At 34.0% G+C, this 23,108-nt stretch carries 22 protein-coding genes; 17 read left to right on the top strand and 5 right to left on the bottom strand.

Features of this window, described 5'->3' with window-relative positions; all coding sequences use genetic code 11:
- Positions 1 to 47: 47 nt before the first annotated feature.
- Complete coding sequence (locus tag Q1A01_RS18100; RefSeq protein WP_299683706.1) at positions 48 to 1,733, bottom strand: alpha-amylase family glycosyl hydrolase; 1,686 nt, start codon at positions 1,731 to 1,733, stop codon at positions 48 to 50.
- 106 nt (positions 1,734 to 1,839) lie between these two features.
- On the opposite strand from Q1A01_RS18100, the gene menA reads away from it, so the two are divergent.
- The 7 genes from menA (at position 1,840) to Q1A01_RS18065 (ending at position 8,578) form a co-directional block, all read left to right on the top strand.
- Positions 1,840 to 2,745 carry a 1,4-dihydroxy-2-naphthoate octaprenyltransferase gene (gene menA / locus Q1A01_RS18095; RefSeq protein ID WP_299683705.1) on the top strand — a complete coding sequence of 302 codons (906 nt, stop codon included), beginning with the start codon at positions 1,840 to 1,842 and terminating at the stop codon, positions 2,743 to 2,745.
- 9 nt (positions 2,746 to 2,754) lie between these two features.
- Complete coding sequence (locus Q1A01_RS18090; RefSeq protein WP_299683704.1) at positions 2,755 to 3,804, top strand: o-succinylbenzoate synthase; 1,050 nt, start codon at positions 2,755 to 2,757, stop codon at positions 3,802 to 3,804.
- Positions 3,795 to 4,739, top strand: a complete 945-nt coding sequence (locus tag Q1A01_RS18085; protein ID WP_299683703.1) for a CPBP family intramembrane glutamic endopeptidase — start codon at positions 3,795 to 3,797, stop codon at positions 4,737 to 4,739. The genes Q1A01_RS18090 and Q1A01_RS18085 overlap by 10 nt, the downstream gene beginning before the upstream one ends.
- Before the next feature lie 58 nt (positions 4,740 to 4,797).
- The gene (locus tag Q1A01_RS18080) at positions 4,798 to 5,898 is read left to right on the top strand and encodes an AMP-binding protein (RefSeq protein ID WP_299683702.1); all 1,101 of its coding nucleotides are present in this window, start codon (positions 4,798 to 4,800) and stop codon (positions 5,896 to 5,898) included.
- Between the two features lie 98 nt (positions 5,899 to 5,996).
- The gene (locus Q1A01_RS18075) at positions 5,997 to 6,629 is read left to right on the top strand and encodes a hypothetical protein (RefSeq protein ID WP_299683701.1); all 633 of its coding nucleotides are present in this window, start codon (positions 5,997 to 5,999) and stop codon (positions 6,627 to 6,629) included.
- 68 nt (positions 6,630 to 6,697) lie between these two features.
- The gene (locus Q1A01_RS18070) at positions 6,698 to 7,177 is read left to right on the top strand and encodes a hypothetical protein (protein ID WP_299683700.1); all 480 of its coding nucleotides are present in this window, start codon (positions 6,698 to 6,700) and stop codon (positions 7,175 to 7,177) included.
- Positions 7,178 to 7,264: 87 nt separating this feature from the next.
- Positions 7,265 to 8,578, top strand: coding sequence for a M24 family metallopeptidase (locus tag Q1A01_RS18065; RefSeq protein ID WP_299683699.1), 1,314 nt, complete (start codon positions 7,265 to 7,267; stop codon positions 8,576 to 8,578).
- 111 nt (positions 8,579 to 8,689) lie between these two features.
- On the opposite strand, the gene xerD is transcribed toward Q1A01_RS18065, so the two are convergent.
- The gene (gene xerD / locus Q1A01_RS18060; RefSeq protein ID WP_299683698.1) at positions 8,690 to 9,595 is read right to left on the bottom strand and encodes a site-specific tyrosine recombinase XerD; all 906 of its coding nucleotides are present in this window, start codon (positions 9,593 to 9,595) and stop codon (positions 8,690 to 8,692) included.
- Between the two features lie 125 nt (positions 9,596 to 9,720).
- Between xerD and Q1A01_RS18055 the strand changes: the two genes are divergently transcribed.
- The 7 genes from Q1A01_RS18055 to Q1A01_RS18025 all read left to right on the top strand — a co-directional run bounded on the left by Q1A01_RS18055 (position 9,721) and on the right by Q1A01_RS18025 (position 15,662).
- Positions 9,721 to 10,266, top strand: coding sequence for an outer membrane beta-barrel protein (locus Q1A01_RS18055; protein ID WP_299683697.1), 546 nt, complete (start codon positions 9,721 to 9,723; stop codon positions 10,264 to 10,266).
- Positions 10,267 to 10,418: 152 nt separating this feature from the next.
- Positions 10,419 to 11,006, top strand: a complete 588-nt coding sequence (locus tag Q1A01_RS18050) for a porin family protein (RefSeq protein ID WP_299683696.1) — start codon at positions 10,419 to 10,421, stop codon at positions 11,004 to 11,006.
- A gap of 393 nt (positions 11,007 to 11,399) precedes the next feature.
- Positions 11,400 to 11,960 carry a porin family protein gene (locus Q1A01_RS18045; protein ID WP_299683695.1) on the top strand — a complete coding sequence of 187 codons (561 nt, stop codon included), beginning with the start codon at positions 11,400 to 11,402 and terminating at the stop codon, positions 11,958 to 11,960.
- Between the two features lie 198 nt (positions 11,961 to 12,158).
- Entirely contained in the window at positions 12,159 to 12,572 is a 414-nt protein-coding gene (gene aroQ / locus Q1A01_RS18040; RefSeq protein WP_299683694.1) for a type II 3-dehydroquinate dehydratase, read from the top strand.
- On the top strand, positions 12,573 to 13,304 hold the full coding sequence (locus tag Q1A01_RS18035; RefSeq protein WP_299683693.1) for a diphthine--ammonia ligase: 732 nt from the start codon (positions 12,573 to 12,575) through the stop codon (positions 13,302 to 13,304).
- A 98-nt stretch (positions 13,305 to 13,402) separates the two neighbouring features.
- Positions 13,403 to 13,828, top strand: a complete 426-nt coding sequence (locus Q1A01_RS18030; RefSeq protein WP_299683692.1) for a hypothetical protein — start codon at positions 13,403 to 13,405, stop codon at positions 13,826 to 13,828.
- 4 nt (positions 13,829 to 13,832) lie between these two features.
- Entirely contained in the window at positions 13,833 to 15,662 is a 1,830-nt protein-coding gene (locus Q1A01_RS18025; RefSeq protein ID WP_299683691.1) for a hypothetical protein, read from the top strand.
- A gap of 79 nt (positions 15,663 to 15,741) precedes the next feature.
- Here the strand turns inward: Q1A01_RS18025 and lpdA are convergent, their stop codons facing one another.
- The 3 genes from lpdA to msrB (Q1A01_RS18010) all read right to left on the bottom strand — a co-directional run bounded on the left by lpdA (position 15,742) and on the right by msrB (Q1A01_RS18010) (position 18,186).
- Positions 15,742 to 17,118 carry a dihydrolipoyl dehydrogenase gene (lpdA, locus tag Q1A01_RS18020; RefSeq protein WP_299683690.1) on the bottom strand — a complete coding sequence of 459 codons (1,377 nt, stop codon included), beginning with the start codon at positions 17,116 to 17,118 and terminating at the stop codon, positions 15,742 to 15,744.
- Between the two features lie 122 nt (positions 17,119 to 17,240).
- Complete coding sequence (gene msrB, locus Q1A01_RS18015; protein WP_299683689.1) at positions 17,241 to 17,633, bottom strand: peptide-methionine (R)-S-oxide reductase MsrB; 393 nt, start codon at positions 17,631 to 17,633, stop codon at positions 17,241 to 17,243.
- Between the two features lie 70 nt (positions 17,634 to 17,703).
- Positions 17,704 to 18,186, bottom strand: coding sequence for a peptide-methionine (R)-S-oxide reductase MsrB (gene msrB, locus Q1A01_RS18010; RefSeq protein ID WP_299683688.1), 483 nt, complete (start codon positions 18,184 to 18,186; stop codon positions 17,704 to 17,706).
- Between the two features lie 263 nt (positions 18,187 to 18,449).
- On the opposite strand from msrB (Q1A01_RS18010), the gene Q1A01_RS18005 reads away from it, so the two are divergent.
- From Q1A01_RS18005 to glgB, 3 genes are read left to right on the top strand one after another with little or no spacing between them, the layout of a single operon-like run.
- On the top strand, positions 18,450 to 19,859 hold the full coding sequence (locus Q1A01_RS18005; protein ID WP_299683687.1) for a glycogen synthase: 1,410 nt from the start codon (positions 18,450 to 18,452) through the stop codon (positions 19,857 to 19,859).
- Between the two features lie 7 nt (positions 19,860 to 19,866).
- Positions 19,867 to 21,135, top strand: a complete 1,269-nt coding sequence (locus tag Q1A01_RS18000) for a glucose-1-phosphate adenylyltransferase (protein ID WP_299683686.1) — start codon at positions 19,867 to 19,869, stop codon at positions 21,133 to 21,135.
- A gap of 2 nt (positions 21,136 to 21,137) precedes the next feature.
- Entirely contained in the window at positions 21,138 to 23,051 is a 1,914-nt protein-coding gene (gene glgB, locus Q1A01_RS17995; RefSeq protein ID WP_299683685.1) for a 1,4-alpha-glucan branching protein GlgB, read from the top strand.
- The last annotated feature ends 57 nt before the right edge of the window (positions 23,052 to 23,108 follow it).

Below are 23,108 nucleotides of genomic sequence, written 5' to 3'. Positions count from 1 at the left end.
AAATAAGTCATTGATTTGACTGTTAAAAATAAAAAATGATTCCCTTATTATTTACCAAGCTCTAATAATGCAATATCATAAGGAGAGCTAAAACTAACTTTACCGTCTATGACTCTTACTTTTTGTTTGGAGTAGGTTTCTATAAGGTATGTTGCTTTCGCGAAAGCTTCATCTACCTTAAATTCTTTTTTTCCAAATGGTAGGTTAAGGGCAACAATTACATGGTCTGTATACTTTCCATGTGTAAGATGACGACTAAAAATATAAGGGGTACTACTAATCATTGTATGTTTTCCGGCACCAATAGCTGGATGATTCGCTCTAAATTGCCCTAATTTCCTCCAATGCTTTAAAACTTCTTGTGTCTCTTTAGATCTTTTTTGATCTTCCCAATTCATAAAACTTCGCAAGGTAGCATCACCTTGTGTTCCTTCTATAACAAGACTTCTAGCGCTTTCATCTCCATAATAAATTTGTGAAATTCCTGGTGTAAGTAATAATTTTGTTCCAGTTTCTTTTGCTTTTTCTCTTGTAGCATCAAATGGCTGACCATCATCATGAGAAGTTGCATAATTAGTAATGCTCACTCCTTTATGAGATGTGCTATTAATACTATCATATTTAGCAAAAAGCGTTTCATAATCACCTTCTGCGTCATATTTAAATTGGAAATTGATGAGGTTATCAAAACCATTAGCAAAATAATCTACTTTAGTACCGTCTCCAAAATCAAAAGAACGACCACCATCTACAGAATAATTATACACTTCACCTAACATAAAGAATTTAGTGTCATCTAGTACTTTGTCAGGGTTTGCTTTCTTGTACGAGGCAAATGCTTTGTCTGCTTGTTCTCTTAAGACTTTCCAAGAAGCTTCGTCTACATGTTTTGCAGTATCTACGCGATATGCATCTATCCCTAACTCACGTACATAATCCGTAAGCCATTTAATAATATAATTACGCGGTGTTTTCTTATAATTATTCTCAGCAAAGAAGCTGTCGAGTTCTTTCATTTCTTGCTCATAACGACCTTCGGTTTTCCATTTTTCAGTGAGAAGTTTTGGAAGCTCAACTTCTGTAGTACTTTCGGTAAGTATATCTGGTAAGTTCTCTACAAGACTACAAGCTGTCGTATTTTCATACGTAGAAAATTCGCAATTAGGATCTTCTCTAGCCCAGTCAGTACCCCAAAAAGGATCTTGCTCTGTTACAGGACCTGTATGATTTAATACTACATCCATAACAATACGTATGTCAGCAGCATGCGCAGCATCGACTAGTGCTTTTAAATCATCCATAGTTCCAAAATTTGGATCCAATTGCGTCCAATCTTTGGCCCAATATCCGTGGTATCCATATGTAACTCCAGTACCTTCATCTACAGCTCCGTGTACCTGCTCGACTACAGGGGTGAACCATAATGCATTTACACCTAATTCTTTAAAATATCCTTCTTGGATTTTATTTTTTATTCCTTTTAAGTCACCGCCTTCAAATCCTCTTAATACGGCCGTTTTTTCTGTTCTATCAAAATGTGTGTCATTGGAAGTATCTCCATTATTAAAACGATCGGTAAGCAGAAAATACATGTTTGAAGCTTCCCATAAAAATGGCTTCGTTACCACTTCCTCTTCTACAATTTCATTAGTATTGTCGTCTTTTTTTTCTTCTTTACAAGCTGATATTAAAAACAATATAATAAATAGGGAATAGAGCGTGTAATTCTTCATGATGATTGATTTGAAAAGCTAAGCTACTAAATTGCATTTAAAAAGCAATCTCTTTTCGCGCAAAGCGAAAGAAAATAAGTATTTTTGATATCATAAAAATGTATTTATGTCATCTGCAAAAGCTTGGATTCAGGCCTCTAGATTACGCACGTTACCATTATCTATATCAGGTATACTAGTAGGAGGTGCTATGGCTATACGTACAGATTCTTTTAATTGGAAGATATTTGTATGTGCATTATTAGCTACATTAGGATTTCAGGTATTATCAAATTATGCAAATGATTATGGAGATGGTGTAAAAGGGACAGATAATGAAGATAGAGTAGGACCTGCTCGTGCAATGCAAAGCGGGTTATTAACAGCCTCAGATCTTAAAAGAGGTATTATAATTACAGCGTTGCTTACTACTGTAGTTGTTATTTATTTGATTTATATTTCTTTTGGAGCAGATCAGTTATTACTTTCATTAGTGTATATGTTTTTAGGCATCAGTGCTATTATCGCGGCGATTAAGTATACCGTAGGAAAAAGCGCTTATGGATATAAAGGACTAGGTGATATTTTTGTGTTTCTTTTTTTTGGACTTGTAGCGGTCATGGGATCGTATTTTCTATATACACAAGCGTTACCCATATATCATTTTTTAGGAGCCGCAACGATAGGATTACTCTCTACAACAGTATTGCATCTTAATAATATGCGAGATAGAGAGCAAGATCAGAAAGTAGGAAAGAATACACTAGCCGTAATGCTTGGAAAAAAGGGCGCGTTACGATATCACAATATATTATTTGGCTTTAGTATTTTAAGTTGGATAGCTTATTTAATGCTTTCTAGTGCAAGACCTATGTTATTTATGAGTTGTCTGGCATTTTTACCTTTGCTAGGTCATTTTATAAAAGTTCAAAAGACAAAAGATCATACAGCCTTAGATCCGCAACTTAAGGTAGTGGCACTTTCTACATTTTTACTTTCACTGTTATTTTTTATCTTATCTATAACGACTTAAACTCTTTTTTTGAAAGCTACTTATCATAAACATATTCTCACATTTAAACGTGCTAGTGGTACTTCCAGAGGAATATTAAAAACGAAGGAAACTTGGTATATTGTTATCACAGAAGGTAGCAAGCAAGGAATAGGAGAGTGTGGTATTTTAAGAGGATTAAGTGTAGATGACCGTCCAGATTATGAAGAGCGTTTGCAGTGGACATGCGCAAATATTGAAAAAGGTCCAGAGCGATTATGGTCAGTATTAAAGGAATTTCCAAGTATTCAGTTTGGGGTTGAAATGGCTTTTCTTTCGCTTAAAGCACAAGATCCTTTTGTATTATTTCCTTCAAAATTCACACAACATAAAAGTTCGATTGATATCAATGGCTTAGTTTGGATGGGGGATGAGGTGTTTATGAAGGAGCAGATAGAGCAAAAGTTAGAAGCAGGTTTTGATTGTATAAAAATGAAAATAGGTGCTATTTCTTTTGATAAAGAAATGGAACTGCTTCGCTTTATTAGAAAGCATTACGATGCTTCAAAAATCACAGTACGAGTAGATGCTAATGGTGGGTTCGCTTTCGCGAAAGCAAAAGAAGTTTTACAACAACTCGCATTATTAGATATTCATTCCATTGAGCAACCTATCGCAGTAGGACAATGGGAAGAGATGAAACAACTCTGTGAAGAAACACCTACGCCTATTGCACTTGATGAAGAATTAATTGGCGTGGTAGATGTAACTAAAAAACGAAATTTATTACAAACCATTCGGCCTCAATACATTATATTAAAGCCTAGTTTTATTGGAGGATATCAAGGAAGCGAAGAATGGATAGATCAAGCAGAGGCATTAGATATTGGGTGGTGGATTACTTCTGCATTAGAAAGTAATATTGGTCTTAATGCGATTGCGCAATGGACGTATGAGTTACAAGCAAAAGGACCACAAGGTTTGGGTACAGGTAGTTTATTTACAAATAATATTCCATCTCCTTTAGAAGTAAAAGAAGGAGGATTACATTACAATAATACATTATATTGGGATTTTAATACAGACACATTATGTTTATAGAACAAGCGTATAAAGGACTACACGAAGGATGGAGATATATCATCGGATTTTTAATTGTATTCTTTTTGGGGTGGCAAATTATAGGAGTGATTCCATTAACTACAAGTGCATTTATGAGATCTTCTGGTTTAAAGGATTTTATGGAATCTTCTCAAGAGATGTTCATAAATCTATATCCTGGAGAGAGTAATTTTTATTTAGTACTTGTGATATTTACATTTATAGGAGGTTTGATAGCTCTTGTACCAGTGGTAAAGTATTTGCATCGACAACGTTTTGTAAAAATGTTAACAGCAAGATCTAAACTAGATTGGAAAAGAGTATTTTTTGCCTTCGGTATTTGGGGGGCTTTTTCTATAATTACCACTTTTGTAGGTTATTACCTGGCGCCAGAAGATTTACAATGGAATTTTAATCTCATGCCGTTTTTAGGATTGCTTGCAATTACATTCCTTTTATTACCATTACAAACCAGTTTTGAAGAGTTTTTATTTAGAGGTTATTTGATGCAAGGTATTGGAATGGCTGCTAAAAATAGATTAACACCTTTAATTATAACATCTTTAATTTTTGGACTGATGCATGGTTTAAACCCTGAAATTGAGAAACTAGGTTATAGCGTATTATCTGTATATGTAGGTATAGGACTCTTTTTAGGAATTATCACATTGATGGATGATGGAATGGAATTAGCATTAGGGTTTCATGCAGCAAATAATATGTTTATTGCGTTACTAGTAACATCAGATTGGACTGCATTACAAACTAATTCTGTGTTTCTTGATGTTTCAGAACCATCTGCAGTTGGACAAATAGTACCTATATTTATTATACTTCCTATCCTCACATTTGTTTTTGCTAAAAAATATAAATGGACAAATTGGAAAGAAAAACTATCTGGACGTATCCTTCCTAAAGAAGAGGTGTTGAATTAATAATTATCTCATATTAAGATAACTTTAGTTTCATAAGAAGCTTGTATTTTAGGCTGATATGGTAAAAAATACAGAACGATATATACGTGTACACCCTAAATTTAAATTAAATGGGGTGCATTATACGATTGCTTCTTTACGTTCACTAGCTTACGAATTTATTAAAGAAGGCGAGCCTTACGAAGAATCTGTCGGCAATTTTTTATTAGACTGGCTTAATGATAAATCATATGTAACCGTTAAGACTTCGGGATCTACAGGAGCTCCTAAAGCGATAAAGATTAAAAAAATACACATGTTTAATAGTGCTAGAGCAACTGCCAAGCACTTTAAACTTCCAGAAAAGACGACTGCACTTTTATGTTTGCCGGCAGCGTTTATTGCAGGTAAGATGATGCTAGTACGCGCCATGGTTTTAGGATGGCATATTGATATGGCACAACCTAAGTCTAATCCTTTAGATAATGTATACCGTCGGTATGATTTTTGTGCGATGACCCCTTTTCAATTAGATAATTCGATGTCTAGATTACATTTGCTTTCAAAGCTTATTGTAGGAGGAGGTGCTATTTCAGAAACCTTAAAAAAGAAGTTACAAGGAATCTCAACAAAAATCTATGAGACCTATGGAATGACAGAAACGGTTACCCATATAGCTGCAAGGCGTGTTAACCCTAAAAAGAAAAAGGACGGTAGTATTCCTTTTAAAGTATTGTCAAAAGTAAGTGTCCATACCGATGATCGAGGCTGTCTTGTTATTAAAGCTCCTTTAGTGAGTAGTGATCCTGTAATTACAAATGATCTTGTAGAACTCTTAACATATAAGAAATTTGTATGGTTAGGACGTGTAGATAATGTGATCAATAGCGGAGGCATTAAATTATATCCAGAACAAATAGAACAGAAATTGGCAGCAATGATAGCTGTTCCTTTTTTTGTGGCTGGTATACCTGATGATACTTTAGGTGAGAAATTAGTCTTATTTGTAGAACAGGAGGAAGCGTTTGCTTTTGCGAAAGCGGAATATGAAATAGTTGATTTTGAGAAATATGAAATTCCAAAAGCTATTTTTTCTATTCCTAGATTTGAACGTACAGCTAATGGAAAACTACAAAGAGGACAGACCGTATACAAATTATTGAAAAACTCATCTTCTTAAAACTCGTTTTACTCATCCAATGTCTTAGTTCCCTCATTATTTGTTTGATAACTAAGCATTCTAAAGTAGGTTTGGATTGAATTTAAAAAATTCATCCTATGAAAACGGTATTCAAAATGATGTGTGTATTGATCTTATTTACAGGAATGCAAATAAGTGCTCAAGAAGACGTTTCTACAACAGTTATTAAACTAAAAGATTTAATTACTCATGCCGCAGATGCGTATCCAAATGAAGAACCACAGCAGATATATTTATTGGTAGAGACAGATGCTACTGGTGTATCTTCAGATCATCGCTTTTATTTAGAACAAGGCGTACAATTACTTCTTAAAAGATTGCAGCCAGAAGATAAAGTAGCTATTGGCACATATGGAGGAAGTAATAGCACTATTGTATCGTATACAAAAGCTTCTAATGGTGGTCATATCCTTAAAGAATTACAAAAGGTGTATACGATTACAAGTCAAGATACTAACAAAGATGGGATTGATATGGCATATCAATTTGCTAAAAACTATTATGTAGAAGGAACAGAAAATAAAGTGATTATGATGCGTAACGATCAAATTGCTTCACAAAATATAGTCTCTTCTACATCAAAAAATAAAAAACAAAAAAAGACAAGAGAGGCGCATGAAGAAGCAGGAAAGCCATATAAATTAGGAGGAGCCATTGCTATTACAGCGCTTAGTATACTACCAGAAGTGCTGGAAGTTATTAAAGATTAAAAAGGGGCATCATTTTTGAAAAGCTATAAAATCAAATAAAAGATGCATCTTTGTAAAAATTTTTAAAAATGAAACATATAATTGTTGTAGCACTTGTTTTTTTCTTCGGAATACTTTCTCTACAAGCACAAGATATAAGTAGAATACAACGAGGTCAGCGTGGATACTCTCCTGCGCCAAGACAGCTAGATGCTGGTGAACCAGAAAAACCTGACGTTAATGAATTGAGTATTGAAAAGGCGGCATTTTATCAACAAATGCTAGAGATTGATCCTTTTGAAAAGGAAGTATTGCGTACGTATTTAAAAGACTATTATACCGCTCGAGTAGAAATAGATTTTAATCCTGATTTAAAATTTGAGGATAAGCAAAAACAAATTAATGACGAGCAAAAGAAATTTGAAAAATCACTAAAGGAAGTTTTTACAGTAGAGCAAGTAGAGCAAATATTATTAGAAGAACGATTTGGTAATAGAGCTAAAGAAGCTAAGAAAGAGGCTAAACAAACTAAGAAGAAAAAAAGAAAAAATAAAAAGAAAAAAGGATAATCTCCTTTTTATAATTTATTTAAAAGAGTGCTATCATGCACTCTTTTTTTTATGTAATTTTAATCGATCAATTAAACCTGCTATATAATGACTAGACTATACACTTTTTTAGTTCTCTTATTCTCACTTTCAGTAACAAGTCAAGTGGTATCAGAGCGTGAACGTGCACTAATTGTAGATGAGATTTTGGAAGATCGTTTTAATACATTACTTCCAGAACTAATGGATAGAGCTGTTATAGATATGTGGGTGTTAATTTCTAGAGAGTATAATGAAGACCCTGTATTAAAGACCATGTTACCCGCAACCTGGCTTAATGCTCGTAGGCGTACCATACTTGTTTTTTATAGGGATCAAGATAAAAATACCATCGAAAAATTAGCAGTTGCTAGATATAATATAGGTAAGAGTATTACCTCTGCTTGGGATAAAGAAAAAGAACCAGATCAATGGAAAGCCTTAGTTAAAATTATAGAAGCACGTAACCCTAAAAAAATAGCGATTAACTATTCTGATTATTTTGGATTGGCAGATGGCGTAGTGCGTACAGATTATAATGAATTTATAGAAGCACTATCTCCTTCAGATGCTTCTAAAATTGTGTCTGCAGAAAAGCTTGCTATAGGTTGGATTGAAACCCGTACTGCTAAAGAAATGAAATACTTCGAGCAATTGGTTGATATTACCCATAATATTATAAAAGACGCCTTTAGCGCTAAGGTAATTACTCCTGGGAAAACGACTACAGATGATGTTGTATGGTATTTAAGACAACGTGTTACAGATATGGGACTAGAAACGTGGTTTCATCCTACAGTTGATATACAACGCAGTAAAGAGAAACTAGTCAGTCATATTGAATCCTTTTCAAATAGGCCAGAAGGTAAAGTAATTCAGAAAGGAGACTTATTACATTGTGATTTTGGTATAACCTATTTACGATTAAATACAGACTGCCAGCAACATGCATATGTACTTCAAGATGGAGAAACAACAGCACCTCAATACCTTGTAGATGCCTTTGCAGATGGAAATCGAGTACAGGATTTTTTAACAACCAATTTCAAAACTGGAAAAACGGGAAATCAAATCTTATTAAAAGCTTTAAAAGAAGGAAAAGAAGCTTCTTATAGGCCTTCTATCTATACACATCCGCTTGGTTTATATGGACATTCTGCAGGACCAACAATAGGTATGTGGGATAGTCAAGGAGGTGTTGTAGGGACTGGAGATTATCCTTTGTATGAAAATACAGCCTATGCTATAGAACTCAATACTACAGTAACGATCCCTGCTTGGAAAAAAGATATTCGTATCATGTTGGAAGAAGCAGGCTTTTGGGGAGAGAATGGATTTAGATACGTTTCAGGGAGACAAGAAGCATTGATACTTATAGATTAATACCATATCAAAATTGTTATAGCGGTATACATTCTTTTTATGCTTTCGCGAAAGCGTATAAAGGACAATAAATCATACAGTAGGAACCATTATTTGTAAACATATTGGTATCTAATTTTCTTTACTTCTAGGGTGAAATTTATGTAATACATCAGAGAGTTGTGATCTATCTATATGCATGTATATTTCTGTAGTCGTAATACTCTCATGTCCCAGCATTTGCTGAATAGAACGTAAATCTGCACCATTTTGTAACAAATGTGTTGCAAAACTATGCCGAAACGTATGCGGACTAATGATTTTTTGAATACCTGCTTTAATGGCTAAGTCTTTAATAATTGTAAAAACCATAGCACGTGTTAATTGCCTTCCTCTTCGATTCAGAAAGAGCGTATCACTGTATTCGGGTTTAGGTGCTGTGTGAATACGTATTTCGTTGCGATAGAGATTGATATATTTTTGAGTGTGGTTGCTTATGGGAACAAAACGTTGTTTATCTCCTTTTCCAGTAACACTAATAAATCCTTCTTCAAAATACAAATCAGAAAGTTGTAAACTAATTAATTCAGAGACACGTAGGCCGCATGCATATAAACATTCTAACATGGCTCTATTTCGTTCTCCTTGTGGATGTCCTAAATCTATGGATGCAATTAATAGATCGATCTCTTCTTCAGAAAGGGTATCTGGTAATTTACGCCCAATTTTTGGAGGTTCTATAAGATCTGTAGGATTGTCATTGCGATAATCTTCAAAAATTAGGTAATTAAAAAAACCTTTTAACCCAGAAATAATACGTGCCTGAGACCTTGGTTGTACTTCCTTAGCGATTTCATATACAAACTTCTGGAGTTCTTCTTTGGTAATGGAAATAGGGTTTTTAGTGATGTTATGTGTATCAAGAAATCGAACTAGTTTTGTGATGTCTCGTGTATAATTGGAAATGGTATTGTCAGAGAGTCCTCGTTCAATACGCAGATAGTGTTTATAATCTGTGATGCTATTTTTCCAATTCATGTAAGTATATCTCGGCTTTTAGGACTACTTGCGTTTATATAAGAAACAAGAAGCTTAAAAATACTTGTTTTTTAATTAACCTATATAAATAAGACCATTTCTAATTCAAAAAAAAACAATTTACTATGAAAAAAATTACGCTATTATTATTGATTACTTTAGTTGGATGTCTTACCCTAAATGCTCAGACAACGCGAATAGGTGCTACAGGGGGAGTCGTAAATGCGGGAGGACGTGTAGAATTTGATAATGGACAAACGGTTAATAATAATAGACAAGGTTTTTATGCAGGGTTAGTTTTTGATTATGGTATTACTAGTAGAATTCATATAGAGACAGAATTAGATTATGTGTCTGCGGGAAATACTGATTTTTTCCAAGTACCACTTTTGGTAAAGTTCTATATGGGAAATACCGATTTTTATTTTCAAGTTGGCGGACAATATACCTATACACTCGATGAAACATCAGAAGAAATTAGCAGGTCAAATATTGCATTTGCATTTGGTGCTGGTTTTGATATTAATAAACGCGTTAATCTAAATGTGCGTTTTGCACCACAACTTAATGATTTTCAAGAAGAAGAAGTCAATAATATAGTGAGTACTAAAATCAACTACCTTAATATTGGAGTTGCTTATAAATTAGCTATAGGATCAAGAGAAAAATAATTAATATTTGAAGATAATAACCTAAAAATAAGTCTGCTTAAATTGCAAATTTTCTTAAAAAAAGGAAAATTAATAATTAAAATTAAATGTTTATTAGGTAACAATTTATAATTATATGAGACTAATACTTAACAAACAATTAATTACAAATTATGAAAAAAATTATTTTAGTAGCTGCCGTAGCAATTTTTACAATTTCAGGATTAAAAGCTCAAGAAAGAGATGCTGGAGATATTGAACTCACACCTTACATTGGATATTCCAGCGCTTTTTTTAATGGAGACGAAGTAGAAGGATTAGATAGCCGTAATACTGTAGCTTTTGGTGTTATTGGTAATTACTTTTTTAATGATAGATGGAGTTTGCGTTCTGGGTTGGAGTACGCACCATTAGGATCAGCCTTTGGAAACTCAGAATTAAAATTAGATTATTTAAATATTCCTATTAATGCAAATTGGCATTTTGGAAGTACAAGAAAATGGCATTTAAATTTTGGACTTACACCAGGGTTTTTACTAAGTGCAGATGCAGATGGTGTAGATGTAAAAGATGGTGTAGAATCTTTTCAATTAGGAGTCTCTTATGGTATAGGTTATAGAATAGAAGTTTCAGATAACTTTAGTGTTTTAATAGATGGTCAAGGATTTTTTGGAGTCACTAATATATTAGCGGAAGCAGAAGATTTTACAAGGCTTAATGCTGGATCTACATTAAGTGTAGGTGGAGTTTTTAAATTTTAAAAGTATTTATATATAGATTTTTGCGCTGTCTTTTTCAAAATAAGTTAAGACTTATGGTAATTTTCTAATATTAATCATTTAAATAACAATAGAAAGTGCTACCTAATCAAGGAAGCACTTTTTTTATGCCTTGTAATGTTGTGTTATATTTTAAGAGAGGCAACTCTCCGAAGCTTGCCTCGCCCCAGCATAATGTAAACAGTTTAAAAATAAAAACTCTGTTGAATGCCTTATGGACTTACTCCTTCATTTATTTCTTGCAATGTTTTAAAATATGTAATTCATGTTTCTTTTATTCTAATAAAGATTCATCCCAAGTTGAGATTTTTTTTCTATAATTATACGATTTGGTTTAATATTCAGTTATGTTTTACTAACTATTAAAACAAATTTATGAAAACTACTTTTTTAGCTTTTTTGGCATTTATGATTACGTATAACATTAAAGCGCAAGATATCTCTTTTGGAGCAAAAGCAGGAGCTAATTTTGCATCTATAAGTGGAGATTTAACAGAGGATATTGACGGAAGAACATCTTTTAATGCAGGAGTTGTCGCCAATATTGGTATTTCAGAAAAATTTTCTATTCAACCAGAATTAGTTTACTCAGCTCAAGGAGGAACAGCAAATATTGAAGGAGAGGATTTTACAATTAAGCTTGATTATATCAATGTTCCCGTTTTAGCAGATTTCAATATTGTTAAAGGGTTAAGCATTCAAGCAGGTCCACAAATAGGTTTTAATATTACTTCAGAAGTTGACGCTGATGGTGGAGAATCTTCAGAAATTGAAAGTGAAAATATTGAATTTTCATTAGCAGCAGGTGCACAATATAAATTAGATCAGGGGCTTTTTTTTCAAGCGCGCTATGGCTTGGGAATTACAGATACTAGTGATTTTTTATCTAGAAAAAATAATGTTTTTTCTTTATCTATTGGGTATTTCTTCAACTAATTAATAAAAGAAATTAGTATCATATAGAAAGTGCTTCCGTATTAGGAAATACTTTTTTTATGCCTTGTAATGTAGTATTTTTATGCTTTCGCGAAAGCGTAAACCTTTATGAAATAAGTGAATTTAAAAAGTTTAGAGGTAATAGAATTGATTACTATATACATTGCATTTGACTTTTGAAATAATAATATAAAACAAATGAAGCTACGCATTATTAATGGCCCTAATTTAAATCTCTTAGGAAAGAGAGAACCTGAGATATATGGAGGGAAATCTTTTGAAGATTATTATAAGGATTTACAGCTTAGGTATGCCAATGTTGAACTTTCTTATGTCCAGTCTAATATAGAAGGAGAATTGATTACTCATATTCAAGAATCTGATGCTGTATATGATGGAATCATTTTAAATGCAGCAGCGTATACACATACTTCTGTAGGAATAGGGGATGCCGTAGCTGCGATAGTGACTCCAGTTATCGAAGTACATATTTCAAATACATTTTCAAGAGAAGAGTTTAGACATCAATCCTATATTTCAAAATACGCAAAAGGGGTTATTTTAGGATTTGGCTTGCAAAGCTATGATCTTGCAATTCAAAGCTTTTTATAGATGTATAAAACCTATTTTAATTGGAGTAGTGGAAAGGATTCTAGTCTTGCACTGTATAAAATATTACAAGATCCAACTTATGAGATTTCTACATTTATTACTACAGTAAACTCAGACTATAACAGAGTGTCTATGCACGGCTTGCGTATAGCTCTCTTAGAACAACAAGTCCAGAGTTTAGGATTTTCGTTACATCAAATAGAATTTCCAGCACAAGTAACCATGGAAGCATATAGTGATAAAATGCGATCAGAAGTTACAAGGCTTAAAGAAGATGGCTATACCCATGGTGTTTTTGGAGATATTTTCTTGGAAGATTTAAGAGCTTATAGAGATAAGCAATTAGCTGGGGTTGGGATAAAAGGTGTATACCCTTTGTGGAAAAAAGACACAAAAACCTTGCTTAAAGAATTTATAGCGGCAGGCTTTAAAGCCATTACGGTTTGTGTAAATGCAACATATTTAGACGAGCATTTTTGTGGTAGAGTTATAGATGAATCTTTTATAGAAGATTTACCAGAAACGGTTGATGTGTGTGGAGAAAATGGAGAGTTTCATACGTTTGTATATGATGGACCTCTTTTTAAGAATCCGATTCCTTTTACAATAGGTGAGAAGGTGTTACGTGGGTATAATAGATCAGATAATGATGCTGATAATTGTTTTACTGATGAAGAAGATCAGCGGTCTTGGGATACGGCTTTTTGGTATTGTGACTTATTACCTAAATAATTATAAAAATAGAATCAGGTGTTTTCCCCCTTTTTTGTAGAAGTATTTTTGCATACTTTTATCTATTAGAGCTTTACTCTCACCTTAATACTATATTTATGATAGAACCCATAACGTTATCTAAAACAGATACTGCTTTAGCTAATAGTGTATTTAATACGACATTAGCAAATGAGCCAGCAACATTAATCCTAGTGATAGGAGACGGTAGCCAATCAAACGACGCAGTACAAAAACTGACTTCGTTTATTAATTCTGACGATCATTTTTATAATAGCGTAAGAGTTGTACAAGCTCCTACTATTGATTTTATATTGGATACCCTAAAAGGACTAAAGGTGAGTCCTAGATTAGATCCTATAGAATGGAACGCTATTAATTCATATGTGATGTTCTCTATTACAAATGTTTTTAATAATATAGGAAATACCGTATTGGCATCTAAATATGATAATAGATCAACCTATTATATTGAAAAATCAATTATGCTAGCAATGGCATATGATCAAAATTTAAATCAGTAATTCTATGGGCATAAAAATAAATCTCAGAACACTTATTTTTATATACTGTTGTTGTATTACTATGGTTACTTCTTATGCTCAAAATAATGAAGACCCTAATACTTCTGTATTTTCTGTTTTAGAAAAAGATAGAGATGGTGATTATCAAGACAAGCCTTCCGAGTATCTTAATAATAAGATTGTAGACATAAATAGTATTTTACAAATAGATTTAGACCTTGGAATTATTACTTCTAAAATGGAGGCAAATACAGAAGGTTTGCCAGAAGGAATTGGGGAGAAAATAAGTAAACTCACCATTGCTTTAAAAGAACGGAAAGAAGTTTTAAAAAAGTTTGACAGTTTATTGGGTACGTATGATTATGATGCGTTTAAAGCCAATCCCTCTCTTAATAGAAATTGGGCTGCAGCAATGCAACAATCTGCTATTTCTGTAGTAGATCTTTGGGATGTAAGTAGTTTTATAGAATCAGGAGATCCTAATGATAGAAATGTAAGTGCAAGACCAGGCCCTACCTATCAGAGAGCTCAGATAGAATTAGATCGTATGACAAAAGAGGTAGAAGATTTTGCTGATACACAAGGGTTTTATGTTCAATTTGGCGCTTGGTTGTATCAAAAAAACAATCAAAATATACCTTTACATTTGCCAGGTTTTGATTCTATTAAACCGCAGACACCCTTTGAAGTAGAGCGATGGATGATCATTCCTACAAAAGATCAATTGGAACAATTACAAGAAGCAAGTGATTTAGCAAAAGAGAATAAGGATAAAGGCTTATCAGTTCTTAAAGAAACTATAGACATACAAGTAAAACAATTAGAAGAAGTACTAACAGGACAATTTAACACACTTGTAGATTCTTTAGAACAAGAAGCACAACAAATAACAGATGATAGTATCAAACCTATTATCACTGATATCGATTCTTTTAAAGCAACGATAGAAAGTTTTAAGACAGAAGTAAAACAACGTATTTCATATTATGAAAATCTGACGATTAATTCTCAGACTTCAATAACAGAAGTATTGCTACAAATAGAGAATGATGTAGATTTTATTAAGAGTGATGGCGAAGCATTATTGACAGAAGCGACTAAACTATATGATGATGTCAAAGCATTAGTTGATAATACGATCACTAATGGAGAAACATTAGAACAAGCCATAGGAAATATCAAAACGCTTTTAAAAACGTGGCTAGATACGACTTTAGAAAAGACAAACATCGCAAAAATAAAATCACTCTTACAAGGAACTCCAGTAGATTTTGGGTTATTGAAATTTAGCGATAAAGTGTTTAAATTATCATTAAGAGATTTACCTAAACAAACAGATTTAGATTTGTATACTACTGGTGTTAGAAAAGATGGAGACAGGATAGCATTTAAATTTGAGTTAGCAACTAAAGAGAAAACAGTATACTCAGAAAATAGGGAATTGTATATGTTTAGAGTCTTGCCACATATAGAAAGTACGGTAGGTGTTGTTTTTGCAGACCCTTTGGCTAGAACCAATGTGAATACGCAATTTCAAATGGCTCCTTATTATAATTTAATTCTGAAAGGATTATGGGATCAGAAATTACGAAGAGAAAGTGTAACCTATAATAGAATCTTTGATTGGGGTATTGGACTTCATATTTCAGCACCAGATTTTGATGGAGATGATGTGCCTGAATTAGGTACGGGTATTGTGGTTTCCGTATTACATGACTATGTGCAATCAGGAATTGCTATTAATGTATTTACAGGTGATCCTTATTGGTATTTTGGATTACGATTGCCTATACCATCATTTAATATAGGATCTATTCCTTCAGCTTCTAATTAAAAAAAGAAATACTCATAAAAAAGCACCTTATTCTGCAGAATAAGGTGCTTTTTTATGATTCAATAGTTTATGATAACTACTATAAGTGAATTACTTCATCGTAAGCATCAGCTACAGCTTCCATCACAGCTTCACTCATCGTAGGGTGTGGGTGAATAGCTTTTAATACTTCGTGTCCAGTAGTTTCTAATTTACGGCCTAAAACAGCTTCAGCAATCATATCTGTAACACCAGCTCCTATCATATGGCATCCTAACCATTCTCCATATTTTGCATCAAAGATTACTTTTACAAAACCATCTTTTGCTCCAGAAGCACTTGCTTTACCTGAGGCAGAAAATGGAAATTTACCAACTTTAAGCTCATAACCAGCTTCTTTTGCTTGCTTCTCTGTCATTCCTACACTAGCAATTTCTGGAGTTGCATAAGTACATCCTGGAATATTAGAATAATCAATAGCTTCTACATGCATCCCTGCTATTTTTTCTACACAAGTGATACCTTCGGCAGAAGCAACGTGTGCTAATGCAGGACCTTTAGTAACATCACCAATAGCATAATAACCAGGCATATTTGTTTGATACCAATCATTTACAATGATTTTATCACGATCTACAACAATACCTACATCTTCCAGACCTATATTTTCAATATTTGTTTTAATTCCTACAGCAGAAAGAACAATATCAGCTTCTAGCGTTTCTTCTCCTTTTTTAGTTTTAACCGTAGCTTTTACGCCATTTGCTGTTTTTTCAACTTTCTCAACAGAGCTATTAGTCATCACTTTAATTCCTGCTTTTTTCATAGAACGCTCAAATTGTTTAGAAACGTCTATATCTTCTACAGGAACAACGGTAGGCATATACTCTACGATAGTCACTTCTGTACCCATTGAGTTATAAAAGCTAGCAAATTCTACTCCAATAGCACCAGAACCTACAACAATCATTTTCTTAGGTTGTTCAGGTAATGTCATTGCTTCACGATAGCCTATTACTGTTTTTCCATCTTGTGGTAAACTAGGAAGTTCTCTAGAGCGAGCTCCAGTCGCAATAATAATATGATCGGCGCTATATTCTTTACCGTCAACGTCTACTTTCTTTCCAGGCTTTATTTTTCCGTATCCTTCAATAACATCAATCTTATTCTTTTTCATTAGAAATTGAACACCTTTACTCATTCCTTCTGCAACGTTACGACTACGTTTTACAACAGCTGTAAAGTCTTTATCGGCGTTTTCCACTTTAAGACCGTAATCTTCTGCATGTTTAAGGTATTCAAATACTTGCGCGCTTTTAAGTAATGCTTTTGTTGGGATACACCCCCAATTTAAACATACACCTCCAAGGCTTTCTTTTTCTACAACTGCTGTTTTTAACCCCAGTTGAGAAGCTCTAATAGCTGTTACATATCCGCCAGGGCCAGTCCCTAAAACGATAACATCATATTTGCTCATATTCAGATTTTTTATGGTCTATTTTATAGTGCGAAAATACATATTAAACACCATATCTTAAAACTAAAATCCCGAAGTGTTTCCTCAGGATTCTTATTGATTGTTATATTTAAAAAAGTAAATCATCCTTTAAAGTCAATACTTGCAGAATTAACACAGTATCGTTGCCCTGTTTCTGTAGGTCCATCATTAAAGACATGCCCCAAGTGAGAGCCACAATTTGCACATAATATTTCAGTGCGTATCATTCCGTGTGTAGTATCTCTTACATACTCTACAGTGCCTTCTATAGAAGCATCAAAACTTGGCCATCCACATCCACTATCAAATTTGTTAGTACTTTGAAATAGTTGCGCATTACAAGCACCACAATTATAAGCTCCATTTTCTGTATGCAAATTATAGGTACCCGTAAATGGACGTTCTGTTCCCTTTTTTCGCAATATCGCATAACGCTCTGGGCCTAATAACTCAAGCCACTCCGCTTCTGATTTTTCAACGGGATATTTTTTCATAATAGTATCATTTCCGAGAGGACGGAAACCTTTTTTAATTAGTTTTAAACCACATTGTATATGTAGTTCTTTATTCTTTTCCTTTAGGAACAAATACCAAGGCATCCCCATTAATACAATGGCGCTTCCCGGTTGTATTTCTAGGACCATCACCAAAAACGTGTCCTAAATGTCCACCACAATTAGCACAGTGTTCTTCTACTCTTGTATATCCTAACTTACGATCTGTAGAGAAGGCAACATTGTCTCCTATAGGACGATCAAAACTTGGCCAACCAGTACCACTATCAAATTTATGCTTTCCTTCAAAGAGTGCAATACCGCATCCAGCACATTTATACGTTCCGTTAGAATAATTTTTATTCAATTTACTTGAAAATGGTCGTTCAGTACCTTCCTGACGTAATATATAATATTGATCTGGTGTTAATTCAGCCTTCCATTCAGCATCCGTTTTTTGTACAGCAAATACTTCAGGCTTTTTTTCTTGTGCTTTTCCATTACAACTTACCAGTAATAATGTAAATAAAGCTATTACAGCGTGTCTTATCATGACTTTTCTTTTTTTATGTAAAAATACGATTTATCAATTTTTTTGTCGTTAAAACTATTCTAAAATGACATGATAACGTAAACTTTTATAACACAAAACTATAACGTTGTAAATGGGTTTAAGTATTTGTTAATTAATGACTTGTGTTTTTTGTGGGTAATGATTTTGTTGAAATTTTAATGTAATTTTTACATATAAATGATTGTAAAACAAGACATTTGTTTTAAATTAATACACTTTTGTATACATATTAACCGCCATTCATGAAGATTACACATATTAGTGCTGAGTGCTATCCTATAGCTAAAGTTGGAGGACTAGCAGATGTAGTAGGCGCATTACCGAAATATCAAAATAGAATAGGTCATGATACTACAGTTATAATGCCGTATTATGAGACTGCTTATGTCAAAAAGGCAACTACGGTAGTTGACTTTTGTTATAATCTCGTTATTGAACAAACAACCTATTTTGCTGAGGTACTCTCGGTAGAGGATTCTTCTTTAGGATTTCCATTATTTCTAGTACGTGTAACAGATTTAACAGATAGAAAAGAAGTATATGGATATGATGATGATGCGTTGCGTTTTGTTGCTTTTCAACGTGTAGCATTACAATGGATATTAAGTAAAGATGACCTTCCAGATATCGTTCATTGTCATGATCATCATACGGGTCTTGTTCCGTTTATGATGAGTCGTTGTGAAGATTTTTCGACACTTAAAAATATTCCTACGGTACTCTCCATACACAATGCACAATATCAAGGACAATTTTCTCATGAAATGGGTGGTGTCTTGCCACGCTTTCGCGAAAGCGATCTAGGATTACTAGACTGGGATGGAATGATAAATCCGCTAGCCGCAGCTATTAAATGTGCTTGGCGTGTAAATACTGTTTCTCCATCATATATGGAAGAATTAAAACAGAAAGCGAATGGATTAGAATGGTTATTAAATCACGAACGTGAAAAATGTGTTGGTATTCTCAATGGGATAGATGCCGAAACTTGGAATCCTGCTACAGATGCCTATTTGCATAAAAACTATACGATTAGAACGAGACAGTCAGGGCGTAAAGTTAATAAAGAAACATTGTGTGAAGAATTTGGACTCGATGCGAGTAAACCATTATTTGGTTTTATAGGACGTTTGGTGTGGGAGAAAGGGGCAGATATTTTACCAGCAATTATAGACAAAGCACTACAAGAATATGATGTAAATATTATTGTGTTAGGATCAGGCTCTCAGGAAGTAGAAACACAACTGGCTGATCTGGCTGTAACGTATAAAGGACGTTATAATGCATATATAGGATATCAAGAGCGTATGTCGCATCAAGTATATGCAGGAGCAGATTTCTTATTAATGCCAAGCCGAGTAGAGCCTTGCGGACTCAATCAAATGTACTCCTTACGTTACGGATGTATGCCTATTGTAAGAAGTACAGGCGGTTTAAAAGATACCGTTATTGATTTGGGTGAAGAAGGAGGTTTTGGTATCTGCCATAATAACACATCTGTAGAAGATGTCGTATATAGTATAGGTAGAGCAGTAACACATTTTAAGGATCAGAAAAAGTTTAAAGAAATACAAAAGACAATGATGCATTTAGAACACAGTTGGGAAAATTCAGCTCAGATGTATGTATCTTTATATAATCAGTTAAAATAGAATCAATATGAACAAAAAGGTATTAGCAATTATTTTAGGGGGAGGACAAGGATCAAGATTATATCCACTTACAAAAATGCGATCAAAACCAGCAGTGCCTATTGCTGGAAAATATCGTTTGGTAGATATTCCTATATCTAATTGTATCAATTCTAATATCAAACGCATGTTTGTTTTAACGCAATTTAATTCTGCTTCATTAAACAAACATATTAAGCATACGTATCAATTTAGCTATTTTTCAGATGCTTTTGTAGATATTTTGGCAGCAGAGCAAACGCCAGAAAATAAAGGTTGGTTTCAAGGTACAGCAGATGCAGTTCGCCAAAGTATGCATCACTTTAAAGGCTATGAGTCTGATTATATCCTTATTCTTTCTGGAGATCAGTTGTATCAGATGGACTTTAATAAAATGCTAGAAGCACACATAGAAGCAGACGCTAAGATCAGCATCGCATCACTTCCTGTAAATGCAAAAGATGCAACATCCTTTGGGATTTTAAAAACAAATGAAGATCAAACTATAGGTTCTTTTATAGAAAAACCAGATACAACACTATTGCCAGAATGGAAATCGCCAGTATCTTCAGCCATGAAGAAACAAGGAAAGCATTACCTGGCTTCTATGGGGATTTATATCTTTAATAAAGATCTATTAATCGATTTATTAGAAGGCACAGATACCATGGATTTTGGGAAAGAAATTATCCCACAATCTATCAATGATCATAAAGTATTAAGTTATGCTTATGAAGGGTATTGGACCGATATAGGAAATATAGATTCGTTCTTTGAGGCTAATATCGATCTTACAGCAGATATTCCTAAGTTCAATCTATTTAATAGAGATCAAAGTATTTTAACACGTCCTCGTGTATTACCTCCCACAAAAATATCTGGAACAACACTTGAAAAATCAATTATTGCAGAAGGAAGTATCATACACGGAAGTCGTATTGCAAATTCTGTCATAGGAATTCGTTCAAGGGTAGGAAAGGGTACCGTAATTGAAAACTCCTATGTCATGGGAAGTAATCGTTTTTTAGATTTAGAAGAGATCGATGCTGCCCGTGCAAAAGGGACTCCTCATGAAGGAATAGGAGATCGTTGTTTTATTACTAATTGTATTATAGATAAAAATGTACAGATTGGAGATGATGTTCGTATTACAGGAGGAAAACATTTAGAAGATCAAGAGACAGATACCTATGTCGTAAGAGATGGGATTGTAGTTGTAAAAAATGGTGCCTTGATTCCTTCAGGAACGATTATTTAAGTATGAGTAATGTACTAGCCTACAGTCTATTTACAGACTTTGATATTTCACTCTTTAAAGCTGGGAAACATTTTCGTTTACACGAAAAAATGGGCTCGCATATCTGCACGGTAAATGGTGTAGAAGGTACTTATTTTGCCGTTTGGGCACCTAGTGCCAACCAAGTATCCGTAATCGGAGACTTTAATCACTGGCAAGATGGCGAACATCCACTACAAGTACGATGGGACTCAAGTGGTATCTGGGAAGGATTTATTCCCACTGTAGGGCATAGCGATACCTATAAATATAAAATTCACTCGAATCATCATGGGATTGTTACTGAAAAAGCAGACCCATTTGCAAGACGTGCTGAACATCCGCCTAAAACAGCTTCTATTGTCTATCGTACAGATCATGTATGGAAAGATGCAGACTGGATGCAGAAGCGTCATAAACATAATAGTTTAAACGCCCCTTTTTCTGTGTACGAAATCCATATAGGTTCATGGAAACGAAAAGCAGAAGAGAATAACAGAAGTTTAAGTTATTCAGAACTTGCTACAGAATTAGTTGCTTATGTAAAAGAAATGAACTTTACACACGTAGAGTTTATGCCTATTATGGAATATCCATATGACCCTAGTTGGGGATACCAACTTACAGGGTATTTTGCACCGACATCTCGATTTGGATATCCAGAAGAACTCATGACACTTATCGATGCATTTCACCAAAATGATATTGGTGTTATTCTAGATTGGGTGCCTTCACATTTTCCTGAAGATGCTCATGGATTAGGAAACTTTGATGGTACTGCTTGTTATGAGCATCCCGATCGTCGTAAAGGCTACCATCCTGATTGGAAATCATTAATCTTTAATTACGAGCGTAATGAAGTACGTTCCTTTTTAATAAGTAATGCTTTATTTTGGTTAGATCAATACCATGTAGATGGGTTACGTGTAGATGCTGTGGCATCTATGCTGTATCTGGATTACAGTAGGGAAGAAGGGGAATGGGAACCCAATGAACATGGAGGAAGAGAAAATCTAGCGGTCATCAGTTTTCTAAAAGAACTTAATAAAGAGGTATACGCTAGCTTTCCAGATGTACAAACCATTGCCGAAGAATCTACGAGCTTTCCTATGGTAAGTAAACCTGTATTTGCAGGCGGGTTAGGTTTTGGAATGAAATGGATGATGGGGTGGATGCATGATACACTCTCGTATTTTAAAAGAGATACGCTTTATAGAAACCATCATCACAACGAGATTAGTTTTAGTATGACCTATGGGTTTACAGAAAATTTTATGCTTCCTTTATCGCATGATGAGGTGGTATATGGAAAACAATCTATTTTGGGGCGTATGCCAGGCGATGATTGGCAGCGATTTGCTAATCTAAGACTTTTATATACCTATATGTATACTCACCCAGGAGGAAAACTGCTCTTTATGGGAAGTGAATTTGGACAAGGATCTGAATGGAATTTTCAAGAGCAATTGGATTGGTATGTGTTACAATATGATATTCATAAAGGCGTACAGAAAACAGTTGCAGACCTTAATCACTTATATAGAACAGTGCCGTCATTATATGAAAAACAGTTTGAGGGTGATGGTTTTGAATGGGTTGCACATGATGATAGTGAAAATGCAGTCTTAAGCTATATCCGAAAAGGAAATGATCCAGATACACTAGTGATAGCTGTATTTAATATGACACCAGTACCACGAGAAGCTTATCGTATAGGAATTCCGAAAAAAGGAAAACTACATGAGGTATTCAATAGTGATGCATCCAACTACGGAGGAACAGGAGACTATCATAATAAAAATCTTAAGGTCTCTAAAACTTCTTGGAATGGTAAGACACATTCAGCAGAAATTGTAGTGCCTCCTTTAGGAGGAATTGTATTGGAATTAAAGGCATAAATAAAATAAATATTGTTAGGTGCGTTTTAAAGCTACGCTCTCCCTTTTTGGTCGTGA

The sequence above is a fragment of the uncultured Dokdonia sp. genome, from assembly GCF_947492815.1.
Classification (GTDB): Bacteria; Bacteroidota; Bacteroidia; order Flavobacteriales; family Flavobacteriaceae; genus Dokdonia.
This window is presented reverse-complemented; position numbering and strand designations above follow the sequence as displayed.

Bases quoted from the DNA above. Each gene is read 5' to 3' on its own strand.
- Q1A01_RS18075 (WP_299683701.1), top strand. From the start codon at position 5,997: ATGAAAACGGTATTCAAAATGATGTGTGTATTGATCTTATTTACAGGA.
- msrB (WP_299683688.1), bottom strand. From the start codon at position 18,186: ATGATAAGACACGCTGTAATAGCTTTATTTACATTATTACTGGTAAGT.
- Q1A01_RS18055 (WP_299683697.1), top strand. From the start codon at position 9,721: ATGAAAAAAATTACGCTATTATTATTGATTACTTTAGTTGGATGTCTT.
- Q1A01_RS18065 (WP_299683699.1), top strand. From the start codon at position 7,265: ATGACTAGACTATACACTTTTTTAGTTCTCTTATTCTCACTTTCAGTA.
- Q1A01_RS18035 (WP_299683693.1), top strand. From the start codon at position 12,573: ATGTATAAAACCTATTTTAATTGGAGTAGTGGAAAGGATTCTAGTCTT.
- glgB (WP_299683685.1), top strand. From the start codon at position 21,138: ATGAGTAATGTACTAGCCTACAGTCTATTTACAGACTTTGATATTTCA.
- Q1A01_RS18100 (WP_299683706.1), bottom strand. From the start codon at position 1,733: ATGAAGAATTACACGCTCTATTCCCTATTTATTATATTGTTTTTAATA.
- aroQ (WP_299683694.1), top strand. From the start codon at position 12,159: ATGAAGCTACGCATTATTAATGGCCCTAATTTAAATCTCTTAGGAAAG.
- Q1A01_RS18000 (WP_299683686.1), top strand. From the start codon at position 19,867: ATGAACAAAAAGGTATTAGCAATTATTTTAGGGGGAGGACAAGGATCA.
- lpdA (WP_299683690.1), bottom strand. From the start codon at position 17,118: ATGAGCAAATATGATGTTATCGTTTTAGGGACTGGCCCTGGCGGATAT.
- Q1A01_RS18030 (WP_299683692.1), top strand. From the start codon at position 13,403: ATGATAGAACCCATAACGTTATCTAAAACAGATACTGCTTTAGCTAAT.
- xerD (WP_299683698.1), bottom strand. From the start codon at position 9,595: ATGAATTGGAAAAATAGCATCACAGATTATAAACACTATCTGCGTATT.
- Q1A01_RS18085 (WP_299683703.1), top strand. From the start codon at position 3,795: ATGTTTATAGAACAAGCGTATAAAGGACTACACGAAGGATGGAGATAT.
- Q1A01_RS18045 (WP_299683695.1), top strand. From the start codon at position 11,400: ATGAAAACTACTTTTTTAGCTTTTTTGGCATTTATGATTACGTATAAC.
- Q1A01_RS18050 (WP_299683696.1), top strand. From the start codon at position 10,419: ATGAAAAAAATTATTTTAGTAGCTGCCGTAGCAATTTTTACAATTTCA.
- menA (WP_299683705.1), top strand. From the start codon at position 1,840: ATGTCATCTGCAAAAGCTTGGATTCAGGCCTCTAGATTACGCACGTTA.
- Q1A01_RS18070 (WP_299683700.1), top strand. From the start codon at position 6,698: ATGAAACATATAATTGTTGTAGCACTTGTTTTTTTCTTCGGAATACTT.
- Q1A01_RS18080 (WP_299683702.1), top strand. From the start codon at position 4,798: ATGGTAAAAAATACAGAACGATATATACGTGTACACCCTAAATTTAAA.
- Q1A01_RS18025 (WP_299683691.1), top strand. From the start codon at position 13,833: ATGGGCATAAAAATAAATCTCAGAACACTTATTTTTATATACTGTTGT.
- Q1A01_RS18005 (WP_299683687.1), top strand. From the start codon at position 18,450: ATGAAGATTACACATATTAGTGCTGAGTGCTATCCTATAGCTAAAGTT.
- msrB (WP_299683689.1), bottom strand. From the start codon at position 17,633: ATGAAAAAATATCCCGTTGAAAAATCAGAAGCGGAGTGGCTTGAGTTA.